This is a genomic window from Bordetella petrii (assembly GCF_000067205.1).
Classification (GTDB): Bacteria; Pseudomonadota; Gammaproteobacteria; order Burkholderiales; family Burkholderiaceae_B; genus Bordetella_A; species Bordetella_A petrii.
Genome location: NC_010170.1, coordinates 2,453,739 through 2,464,168, shown reverse-complemented (window position 1 = coordinate 2,464,168; position 10,430 = coordinate 2,453,739). Strand labels below are relative to the sequence as shown.

Below are 10,430 nucleotides of genomic sequence, written 5' to 3'. Positions count from 1 at the left end.
TCCCGGCTGGCGGGGCGCCAGCATATAGCGTGCCCGGTACGGTAGCCTCGGGGCGCGGTAAATCGGAATTTTCTTCCGGCGCAGGCAAAAAAGGCCATTTTTCGGGGCGTGCGCCGCCCGCGAACGCCGGGCACGCTTCTTGCCTGGGTGTCGGCCATTGCCTCACCGGAGAGCCATATGCCAGGCCAAGCATCGCCAGGCCAAGAACCGCCAGATCAAGAATCACCGCAACGCGGCGGCACGACGATCAAGCTGCTGACCGTCAACGTCCATAAAGGCTTCACGCTCTTCAACCGGCGCTTCATCCTGCACGAACTGAAGGCCGCGCTGCGCGACGCGGGGCCCGATATTGTGTTCCTGCAGGAAGTTATCGGCACGCATCACCGCCATGCGCGCCGCCTGGCGGCCTGGCCGGCCACGTCGCAGTACGAGTTCCTGGCCGACAGCCTGTGGAGCGACTTCGCGTACGGACGCAACGCGGTCTACCCCGAGGGCGACCATGGCAATGCCGTGCTGTCGCGCTGGCCCATCGTTACCCACCAGAATCACGATGTCTCGGTGGACAACCACGAAAGCCGCGGCATGCTGCAGTGCACCGTGCGCCATCCCGACCTGGCCGGCGACATGCATGCCGTATGCGTGCACCTGGGCCTGCGCGAAGCGCACCGGCGCGCGCAGCTGGGACAGCTGTGCGCACTGGTGCAGCGCCTCGGCGACGATGCGCCAGTGCTGGTCGGCGGCGATTTCAACGACTGGCGCCGGCGCGCGTCCCCGCTGCTGGCGGCCTGCCGGCTGCATGACGTATTCCGCCGCGCCCTCGGGCGCGAGCCGCGCACGTTCCCGGCCCGCTGGCCGTTGCTGGCGCTGGACCGCATCTATGTGCGCGACGTGGCGGCGGCCAGACCCGTCCCGCTCGCATCACGGGTCTGGCGCCACCTGTCCGATCACGCGCCGCTGGCGGCCGAGGTGCGGCTATGAGCGCCGCCTGGCATCCAGGCAACACCGTGCGCCTGCTGGAGAACGGCGAGGCGTTCTTCCCGCGCGTATTCGAGGCCATACGCGCCGCGCGCCGGGAAGTCCTGCTGGAAACCTTCATTCTGTTCGACGACCCGGTCGGCCAGGAGCTGCGCCAGGTCTTGATCGAGGCGGCGCAGCGCGGCGTCGAGGTCGACGTCATGGTAGACGGATACGGGTCGGATTGCCTGGACGAAACCTTCATCGGCGGCTTGACCGAAGCCGGCGTGCGTTTTCATGTGTACGATCCGCACCCCCGGGTGCTGGGTTTTCGCGTCAACGCCTTGCGCCGGATGCACCGCAAAGTGACGGTGGTAGACGGCCAGGTGGCGTTCGTGGGGGGCATCAATTACTCGGCCGACCATCTGGCCGAATACGGGCCCGAAGCCAAGCAGGATTACGCGGCCGAGCTGCGCGGCCCGGTAGTGGAAGATATTCACCGCTTCGCCTACGAAGCGGTGCATGGCCGCGGCCGCCGGCGGCGCTGGCGGCGCCGCGCCGGCTCGGCCCACGGCGCCACCGACGCGGGCGCGGCCTTGTTCGTCACGCGCGACAACGACCGGCACAGCACCGACATAGAACGCTATTACCGCGCCGGGTTCCGCACCGCCCAGCACGACATCACGGTGGCCAACGCCTATTTCTTTCCGGGCTACCGGTTGCTGCGCGACCTGCGCAACGCCGCCCGACGGGGCGTATGCGTGCGGCTTATCCTGCAGGGCGAGCCGGATATGCCCATCGCGCAACTGGCGGCCCGCACGCTGTACGACTATCTGCTGTCGGCCGGCGTCATCATCTACGAATACTGCGAGCGGCCCCTGCACGGCAAAGTGGCCTGCGTGGACGATGAATGGGCCACCGTGGGTTCCAGCAACCTGGACCCGCTCAGTCTGGCCCTGAATCTGGAAGCCAACGTGGTAGTGCGCGACCGCGCCTTCACCGCGGAACTGCGCGCATCCCTCGACCAGTTGATCCAGCACCATTGCCGCCGCATGGTGCCCCAGCAAGGCATGAAGCGCGTGCTGAGCCGCCTGTGGTTCGGCGTAGCCGTCTTCCACGTGCTGCGCCGCTTCCCCGCATGGGCTGCCACCTTGCCGGTGCGCCGACCGCGGCTGGAGCGCATCGATCCTTCCCAACCCGCCGCGCCTACCGATGAGCGTTCGCATGATTAAGCCACGCCGCCTGCTTTCGGCCACCACCTGGCGCCCCGCGCGCCGCTTCTGGAAACGCACGCGGCGATACTGGACCGGCCTGTTCATGGTGGTGGCCATCGTGCTGCTGGCGCGGCTGGCGCGCGATGTGCAATGGCACGAGGTATGGCGCGTGCTGCAGGACATGCCGACATCGGCGCTGGTGGAAAGCGCCTGCCTGGTGCCGGTGGCCTATCTGGCCTACACCGCCTTCGACCTGATCGGCCGCGCCTATACCGGGCACAAACTGGGCACGACCACGACCATGGCCGTGGCGTTCGTCAGCTACGCCATCAACGTCAACCTGGGCGCGCTGATCGGCGGCGTGGGCCTGCGTTTTCGCCTGTACGGCAAGCTGGGCTTGCGGCTATCGGTGATTTCGAAGGTGCTGGCGATGAGCATCTTCACCAACTGGCTGGGCTACCTGTGGCTGTTCGGCGCGCTGTTCGCCCTGCGCCAGGCGCCCTCGGCCTGGCAACTCAGCCCGGCCGCGCTGCAGGTGGCCGGAGCCGCCATGCTGGCCGTCGCGGCGGGTTACCTGGCGCTATGCGCCCTGTCGCGCCGCCGGCATCTGCGCGTGGGCCGGCGCCACATTCCGCTGCCGGCATTGCGCATCGCGGTGCTGCAGTCGGTGCTGGCCGTGATCTGCTGGGGCGCGATCGCCGGCATCCTGTACTTGCTGTTCGAGCAGCGTGTGTCGTACACGCTGGTGCTGGCGGCCCTGCTGCTCAGCAGCATCGCCGGCGCGGTGGTGCACATACCTGGCGGCGTGGGCGTGCTGGAAGCCGTGTTCGTGGCCATGCTGGCCCCGCAAGTGTCGCAGGCCCAGGTGCTCGGCACGCTGCTGGCCTACCGCGCCTTGTATTACCTTGCCCCGCTGATCGTGGCGCTGGTGGCCTACGTGTTGCTGGAAGCCCGGCTGCGGCAGCCCCGCCCAGGCCGGGCCCCGGCGCGCGTGGCGAAAACGCCGGACGTGCCGGGCTGAACCGCCAGATTTGCCGGCATTGGCATGTCGGGTTTCAGGTGATTGTCAGCTATGCAGGCGCTCAATGTGCGGATCAGGTCTCCGGGCGACGCGGCAGCTTGTTTGCTGCCGTCAGCGCCAGCCCGCCCTATTCCAGGATGCGCCATGGACACTCTGACCCACGATGCCCCGCACGGGCACGACACCCCGCACGGCTGGCGTCGCTGGCTGTTTGCCACCAACCACAAAGACATCGGGACGATGTACCTCATCTTCTCGTTCGTCATGCTGCTGGAAGGCGGCACGCTGGCCCTGCTGCTGCGCACCGAGCTGTTCGAGCCCGGCCTGCAGTTCTTCCAGCCTGAGCTGTTCAACCAGTTCACCACCATGCACGGCCTGATCATGATCTTCGGCGCGATCATGCCGTCGCTCGTGGGCTTTGCCAACTGGCTGATCCCGATGCAGATCGGCGCATCCGACATGGCCTTCGCCCGCATGAACAACTTCAGCTTCTGGCTGCTGCCCATGGCGGCGCTCATGCTGACGGCATCTTTCTTCGTGCCCGGCGGCGCCACCGCCGCCGGCTGGACCCTGTACGCGCCGCTGTCGGCGCAAATGGGCCCCGGCATGGACCTGGCCATCTTCGCCATCCACATCATGGGCGCCTCGTCCATCATGGGCGCCATCAATATCATCGTCACCATCCTGAACATGCGCGCGCCCGGCATGACGCTGATGAAGATGCCGATGTTCTGCTGGACCTGGCTGATCACCGCTTTCCTGCTGCTTGCCGTAATGCCCGTGCTGGCCGCGGCGGTCACCATGGTGCTGACCGACCGCCATTTCGGCACCGGCTTCTTCAATGCCGCCGCCGGCGGCGACCCGGTGATGTACCAGCACGTGTTCTGGTTCTTCGGGCACCCCGAGGTCTACATCATGATCCTGCCGGCCTTCGGCATCGTGTCCATGATCGTGCCCACGTTCTCCCGCAAGAAACTGTTCGGCTACGCATCCATGGTGTACGCTACCTCGGCCATCGCCGTGCTGTCGTTCATTGTGTGGGCGCACCACATGTTCACTACCGGCATGCCCGTGGCCGGCCAGCTGTACTTCATGTACGCAACCATGCTGATCTCCATCCCCACCGGGGTGAAAGTGTTCAACTGGGTGGCCACCATGTGGCGCGGCTCGCTAACCTTCGAAACCCCCATGCTGTTCGCGATCGGCTTCATCTTCGTGTTCACCATGGGCGGCTTCACCGGGCTGATCCTGGCAATCGCCCCGATCGACATCCAGGTGCACGACACCTACTACGTGGTGGCTCACTTCCACTACGTGCTGGTGGCCGGCTCGCTGTTCGCCTTGTTCGGCGGCGCGTACTACTGGGTGCCCAAATGGACGGGCCGCATGTACAACGAAAAGCTGGGCAAGCTGCACTTCTGGTCGACCATGCTGTCGTTCAACCTCACGTTCTTCCCGATGCACTTCCTGGGTCTGGCAGGCATGCCGCGCCGCTACGCCGACTACGCCGCGCAGTTCACCACCTTCCACCAGGTGGCCACCATCGGCGCGTTTTGGTTCGGCCTGTCGCAGTTGCTGTTCCTGTACGTCATCCTGCAGTGCTATCGCGGCAAGGGCGCAACGGCGGCCGCCAAACCCTGGGAAGGGGCCGAAGGGCTGGAATGGACCCTGCCATCGCCGGCGCCGCATCACACCTTCGTCGTGCCGCCCGATATCCGGTGAAATCATGCATATGCGCCGCGCCCATGCGTTTCCGGGTGCGCAGCCGCCGCTGCCGCCGGCGCTGATTCCGCCCTGTGACGCAGCCCCTGCTTCCACGGCCGACGCCCGGGTCGAACGACGCTGGGTGCTCAAGCGCAACTGCTGCGTCACGCCGCGCCAGTTCCTGCTGGGCATGGGCGGCGCCGCGGCCATCGCCCTCGTCGTCAGCCTGGTGTTCGCCATGCGCGGGCTGTGGCCGGTGGCCGTCTATGGCGCCATCGAAATCGCGCTGCTCGCGGGGGCCAGCCTGTCGTTCGCCCGCCATGTGCGCGACGGCGAAACGGTAACGCTGCTCGACGACGGCCGCATGATCGTGGAGGTGCACATGGGGCGGTCCACCACGCGTCACATATTCAACCGCAACTGGGCACGGCTCGTGCGACAGGCCGATTCGGCCGAAACACTCTGGCTGCATTACGGCGCCGTCCACCTGCGCCTGGCTCGCTATGTGCCAGCGCAGCGGCGCCGCCGCATCGAAGCCGAACTACGCCATTCGCTGCCCTGGCGGGGCCCCGTATAGGACCGCCCGCCCGGCGGATGCGTCCTACACGGGAGATCATCATGCATGTCCGACTGAAAAAATTGCACGACCAGGTCATAGTCATTACCGGCGCGGGCAGCGGCATCGGCCTGGCCACGGCGCGGCTGGCGTCGCGCCAGGGCGCCAAGGTGGTACTGGCCTGCCGCAGCCAGCAGTCGCTGGACGACGCCGTGGCGGCCATCCGGGCCGAAGGCGGCGAGGCCCTGGCCGTGCGCGCCGATGTCGGCGTGGCGGCCGACCACGACCGCATCCTGGGCGCGGCAATCGACCAGTACGGCCGCATCGATACGTGGGTCAACAACGCCGGGGTATCGATTTTCGGCCGGCTGGAAGACGTGCCCATCGAAGACCAGCGGAAACTATTCGACACCAACTATTGGGGCGTGGTGTACGGATCGACCACCGCCGTCGCCTATCTGAAACAACATGGCGGCGCCCTGATCAACGTGGGCAGCGAGGTATCCGACCGGGCGATTCCCCTGCAAGGCGCCTATTCCGCCTCGAAGCACGCCGTCAAGGGTTATACCGACGCGTTGCGCATGGAACTCGAGGCCGAAGCCGCGCCGGTGTCGGTCACGTTGATCAAGCCGGCCTCGATTGCCACCGGTTACTCCGAGCACGCCCGCAACTACATGGACGTAGAGCCGCGCCTGCCGCCGCCCGTATACACAGCCGACACCGTCGCGCGGGCCATTCTGTACGCCGCCCAGCATCCGCGCCGCGATATTTTCGTGGGCGGCGCCGCCAAAGCCATTTCGTCCGTGGGCCTGCGCATGCCCGCCCTGGCCGATCGCATGGCAGGTTGGCTGATCCGCCACCAGCGCAGCGACACCGCCGCCCGCGAGCGGGCCGACGCGTTGTACGACGCCGGCGCCCCGGCACGCGGAGATACTGCCCGCGATGGCGCCGGGCCGCCGCACGTGCGCAAGACCAGCATGTACACCCAACTGGCCACAGGCGGACGCGGCCTGCTGTGGGCCGGCGCGGCCGTGCTGGTCTGCGGCACGGTCATCGGCGCCGCGCGCGGCCGGCGCTGGCACTGACCACCGGGGCCGTTCACCGGGGCCAGCCGCCCCGGCGGCCAGGCGCGGCCGCCGGGGCGGCATTGCATTACTTGTATGATGGTCATCGTGCCGCCGCGGCGGCGTCCAATTTCCAAATTTCAGCGCGAATCCATCTCATGACTACCGGGAAAGACACAATCGGCATGATTGGCGTAGGCCTGATGGGCCACGGCATTGCCAGCAACATCGTCAAACACGGATATCCCCTGGTGCTGCTCGACCACCCCGGCAACCAGCCGGTCGATGGCCTGCTGACGGCCGGCGCGGCCAAAGTGGCCAGCCCCGCGCAGGTGGCGCGCCAGGCCAACGTGGTGATCTTGTGCGTGACCGGCACGCCCCAGGTCGAAGACGTGCTGTTCAGTCCCGACGGCCTGCTGCAAGGGCTGCGGCCGGGCACAGTGGTCATCGATTGCTCCACCGCCATCCCGTCCTCCACCGTGCGCATCGCGCAAGCCGTGGCCGAGGCCGGCGGCCAATTCCTCGATGCCCCCATGACCCGCACGCCCAAAGAAGCCGCCGAGGGCCGCCTGAACCTGTTGGTGGGCGGCGACCGCGCCCTGTACGAGCGCTGCCAGCCGCTGCTGCGCTGCTACGCCGAGAACATCACCTACGCCGGGCCGGTGGGATCGGGCCATCGCATGAAGCTTATCCACAACTATGTCTCGCTGGGTTGCGCCGCCATCATTGCCGAGGCGGCCGCCTGCGCAAAACGCGCCGGCATCGAGGCGCAAGTGCTGGTGGACATTCTGGCCAAGGGTGGCGGCGGCGGCGCAGCCCTGGAACGCATGCGTCCCTTCCTGGAATCGGGCGACGACTCGGGCCTGCGGTTCTCGCTGTCCAACGCCCGCAAAGACCTCGACTACTACACCACCATGGCGCACGAAGCCGGGGCGGCGCACGGTGCGGCCGACGCCATCGAGCAGTTGTTCGAGCGCGGCGCGCAGGCCACCCCGCCCCAGACCACGGTGCCGCACCTGGTCACGCTGCTGGCGACCGACGGCGCCTTGTGACGCGCGGGCGCAGGCACTACCATGGATACCAGGGCTCGCATGCGGGCCCGTCTCCAGGAGCGCCGCCATGCCGCATTCCGGGTCACGCCACCTGCCGTGCGCCAGCCATTGTGCCGGGTTGCTGTGCGCGATAGCCTGGTTGTGGGTGGCTATGGCCGCTTTCATGTCCGCGCCGGCCCGCGCCCAGGCAACCTCCGCGCCGCCAGGCCAGTCTGCGCCGGTGGTGGTGTTGCAATTGCAGGGCGCGGTAGGACCCGCCACCACCGAGTACCTGCGGCACGGCCTGGCCGACGCCAATGCGCGCCGCGCCGCCGCCGTGGTGCTGCGCATCGACACGCCGGGTGGCCTGGCCTCGTCCATGCGCGATATCGTGCGCGCCATCATCGCCTCGCCGGTGCCCGTCATCGGCTATGTCGCGCCCGGCGGCGCGCGGGCGGCCAGCGCGGGCACCTACATTCTTTATGCCTGCCACCTGGCCGCGATGGCGCCCGGTACCAACCTGGGCGCGGCCACCCCCATCCCCCTGGGGCCTGACAGCCGGCCTCGGAACGAAGACCACGGCAAGGCCGAAACCGACCCCGGCGGCAAGCCTGCGGACGCCGCGCCGCCGCCCCATGACAGCAAGGCCGTCAACGACGCCGCGGCGCTCATCCGCAGCCTGGCCGACATGCGCGGCCGCAATGCGGAATGGGCCGAACAGGCCGTGCGCGGCGCCGCCAGCCTGGCGGCCCGCGAGGCCTTGCAGCAAAAGGTGATCGACCTGGTTGCCGACGACCTGCACGACCTGCTGCGCCGGGCCGACGGCCGCGAATTACGCGCTAATGCATCGGTCATCACATTGGCCACGCGCGACGCCGCTGTGCTTGAGCTACAACCCGACTGGCGCACGCGCGTGCTGGCCGTGATCACCGATCCCAACATCGCGTACATCCTGCTGCTGCTGGGCATCTACGGGATACTGTTCGAGATGATGAACCCCGGCGCCATTCTGCCCGGTGCGCTGGGCGCCGTGGCCCTGGTCACCGCCTTGTTTGCCTTGAACATGCTGCCCGTCAGCTACGCGGGCCTGGGCCTGGTATTGCTGGGCATTGCGTTGATGGCGGCCGAGGCGTTCACGCCCACACTCGGCCTGCTGGGGGCGGCCGGCCTGGCCTTGTTCGCGTTCGGCTCGCTGTTTCTGTATGACACGCACGGCGCCGGGTTCGCCTTGTCGGTGCCGCTGGTGGCAACGGCGGCTGCCGCCAGCGCCCTGCTGCTCTTCCTGATCTTCTTTGTCGCGCTGCGCGCACAGCGCCGGCGCGTAGTGTCAGACGGAAGCACGCAAGCCGGCCAGGCGGTGCAAGTGCTGTCCTGGCACGGGCACGGCGGCCTGGTGCGCGCCGGCGCGGAAACCTGGGAAGCGCGCGCCGATGCGCCCCTGCGGCCCGGCGAGCAGGCCATCATCGAATCGCGCCAGGGCCTGGTGCTGCACGTGCGCCCCGCCTCTTCCATCCCAAAGGAATCGACATGACCCTGATCGCCTATTTCATCGCCGCGGCGCTGATCGTGCTGCTGGCCATTTCCATGATCCGCGTGCTGCGCGAGTACCAACGGGGCGTGGTGTTCACCCTGGGACGCTACACCGGCGTAAAGGGTCCGGGGCTGATCATCCTGATTCCCGTGGTGCAGCAGATGGTGCGTGTCGACCTGCGCACCGTGGTGCTGGACATTCCCACCCAGGACATCATCTCGCGCGACAACGTATCCGTGAAGGTGAACGCGGTGCTGTACTTCAGGGTGGTGGACGCCGACCGCGCGGTGATCCAGGTAGAACAGTACATGGATGCCACCAGCCAGCTGGCGCAGACCACGCTACGCTCGGTGCTGGGCAAGCATGACCTCGACGAGATGCTGTCCGAACGCGACAAACTCAATGCCGACCTGCGCGAGATACTGGACCGGCAGACCGAAGACTGGGGCATCAAGGTAGCCGCGGTGGAGATCAAGCACGTCGACATCGACGAAAGCATGGTGCGCGCCATTGCCCGCCAGGCCGAGGCCGAACGCAACCGGCGCGCGCGCATCATCAACGCCGAAGGCGAACAGCAGGCCGCCGAAAAACTGGTCGATGCCGCCCGCACGCTGGCCAGCACACCGGAAGCCATGCAGCTGCGCTATCTGTCCACGCTGTACGACATTGCCGGCGACAAGAGCTCGACCATCGTCTTTCCCGTGCCCATCGACCTGCTGCGGCGCGTGTTCGACCGCTCATAGCGGCGTGCCGAGGGCGCCGCTCGCGGGCGCCCGGCGCTCGCCGAGCTACAGCGGCCCGTCCGCGCTGGCCAGCATGCTCGGACTGGCGCCTGGCCATTGCAGCCGCGCCTGCAGCCGGCGCGCCTCGTCGAGATGGCGCTGCAGCATGGGCAGCACGCGGGCCGCGTAGGCCTGGATCTCCGGATCGTCGCTGTCGCGCACCGTACGCTCGAACAGCCGCACCACGGACGCCTGGCCCTGCACCGCGACCTTCTGCAAGTACAGGTCGTCGAACGCGGTTTGCGGCGCATTCTGCAGCCTGCCAAGCAAGGCATGCTGGTCGGCGCCCACGGCAGTGGGCACGGCGCGCGACTTGGCCGCGGCCAGGGCCAACAGGCTGGCGCGGGCTTGCGCCTGGTCCCGCAACACCGTTTGGGCATACGCCCGCACCTCGTCGCTCGAAGCCCGTTGCAAGGCCAGGTCGCCCGCCCTCAGCTCGAACAGGCCGGCGCGCGTGGCAGCCTCCATGAACAGGCGGTCTTGGTGATCCAGCGCCGCCGAAGACGCGTATGCCTGTATTCCCATGATGACCGCGGCGGCAGTCGCCGCGGCAAGCCAGCTCATCTTCCAAGG

General features: G+C 67.7%; 10 protein-coding genes. 9 read left to right on the top strand and 1 reads right to left on the bottom strand.

The features are described from left to right. The first annotated feature begins 177 nt into the window (after window positions 1–177). The 9 genes from BPET_RS11955 (at window position 178) to BPET_RS11915 (ending at window position 9,818) form a co-directional block, all read left to right on the top strand. Window positions 178–978, top strand: a complete 801-nt coding sequence (locus BPET_RS11955) for an endonuclease/exonuclease/phosphatase family protein (RefSeq protein ID WP_012249274.1) — start codon at window positions 178–180, stop codon at window positions 976–978. Beyond that, window positions 975–2,186: a cardiolipin synthase ClsB gene (gene clsB / locus BPET_RS11950; protein WP_012249273.1), complete on the top strand. Its 1,212-nt coding sequence runs from the start codon at window positions 975–977 to the stop codon at window positions 2,184–2,186. Before BPET_RS11955 ends, clsB begins: the two co-directional genes overlap by 4 nt. Beyond that, window positions 2,179–3,189: a lysylphosphatidylglycerol synthase domain-containing protein gene (locus BPET_RS11945; protein ID WP_050978234.1), complete on the top strand. Its 1,011-nt coding sequence runs from the start codon at window positions 2,179–2,181 to the stop codon at window positions 3,187–3,189. The genes clsB and BPET_RS11945 overlap by 8 nt, the downstream gene beginning before the upstream one ends. Window positions 3,190–3,333: 144 nt before the next feature. Next, window positions 3,334–4,911: a cytochrome c oxidase subunit I gene (ctaD, locus tag BPET_RS11940; RefSeq protein ID WP_041862870.1), complete on the top strand. Its 1,578-nt coding sequence runs from the start codon at window positions 3,334–3,336 to the stop codon at window positions 4,909–4,911. A gap of 4 nt (window positions 4,912–4,915) precedes the next feature. Next, window positions 4,916–5,470: a DUF2244 domain-containing protein gene (locus BPET_RS11935; RefSeq protein WP_012249270.1), complete on the top strand. Its 555-nt coding sequence runs from the start codon at window positions 4,916–4,918 to the stop codon at window positions 5,468–5,470. A gap of 41 nt (window positions 5,471–5,511) precedes the next feature. After that, window positions 5,512–6,534, top strand: coding sequence for an SDR family oxidoreductase (locus BPET_RS11930; RefSeq protein WP_012249269.1), 1,023 nt, complete (start codon window positions 5,512–5,514; stop codon window positions 6,532–6,534). Between the two features lie 137 nt (window positions 6,535–6,671). After that, entirely contained in the window at window positions 6,672–7,565 is an 894-nt protein-coding gene (locus BPET_RS11925; protein ID WP_012249268.1) for an NAD(P)-dependent oxidoreductase, read from the top strand. A 67-nt stretch (window positions 7,566–7,632) separates the two neighbouring features. Beyond that, window positions 7,633–9,075, top strand: coding sequence for an NfeD family protein (locus BPET_RS11920; protein WP_012249267.1), 1,443 nt, complete (start codon window positions 7,633–7,635; stop codon window positions 9,073–9,075). 53 nt (window positions 9,076–9,128) lie between these two features. Continuing rightward, window positions 9,129–9,818 carry a slipin family protein gene (locus BPET_RS11915; protein WP_407921186.1) on the top strand — a complete coding sequence of 230 codons (690 nt, stop codon included), beginning with the start codon at window positions 9,129–9,131 and terminating at the stop codon, window positions 9,816–9,818. Between the two features lie 45 nt (window positions 9,819–9,863). On the opposite strand, the gene BPET_RS11910 is transcribed toward BPET_RS11915, so the two are convergent. Next, window positions 9,864–10,421, bottom strand: coding sequence for a DUF4142 domain-containing protein (locus tag BPET_RS11910; RefSeq protein WP_050978232.1), 558 nt, complete (start codon window positions 10,419–10,421; stop codon window positions 9,864–9,866). Window positions 10,422–10,430: the final 9 nt, after the last annotated feature.

Excerpts from the sequence above, each read along its gene's own strand:
- BPET_RS11955 (WP_012249274.1), top strand. The coding sequence starts at position 178 with ATGCCAGGCCAAGCATCGCCAGGCCAAGAACCGCCAGATCAAGAATCA.
- clsB (WP_012249273.1), top strand. The coding sequence starts at position 975 with ATGAGCGCCGCCTGGCATCCAGGCAACACCGTGCGCCTGCTGGAGAAC.
- BPET_RS11945 (WP_050978234.1), top strand. The coding sequence starts at position 2,179 with ATGATTAAGCCACGCCGCCTGCTTTCGGCCACCACCTGGCGCCCCGCG.
- ctaD (WP_041862870.1), top strand. The coding sequence starts at position 3,334 with ATGGACACTCTGACCCACGATGCCCCGCACGGGCACGACACCCCGCAC.
- BPET_RS11935 (WP_012249270.1), top strand. The coding sequence starts at position 4,916 with ATGCATATGCGCCGCGCCCATGCGTTTCCGGGTGCGCAGCCGCCGCTG.
- BPET_RS11930 (WP_012249269.1), top strand. The coding sequence starts at position 5,512 with ATGCATGTCCGACTGAAAAAATTGCACGACCAGGTCATAGTCATTACC.
- BPET_RS11925 (WP_012249268.1), top strand. The coding sequence starts at position 6,672 with ATGACTACCGGGAAAGACACAATCGGCATGATTGGCGTAGGCCTGATG.
- BPET_RS11920 (WP_012249267.1), top strand. The coding sequence starts at position 7,633 with ATGCCGCATTCCGGGTCACGCCACCTGCCGTGCGCCAGCCATTGTGCC.
- BPET_RS11915 (WP_407921186.1), top strand. The coding sequence starts at position 9,129 with ATGATCCGCGTGCTGCGCGAGTACCAACGGGGCGTGGTGTTCACCCTG.
- BPET_RS11910 (WP_050978232.1), bottom strand. The coding sequence starts at position 10,421 with ATGAGCTGGCTTGCCGCGGCGACTGCCGCCGCGGTCATCATGGGAATA.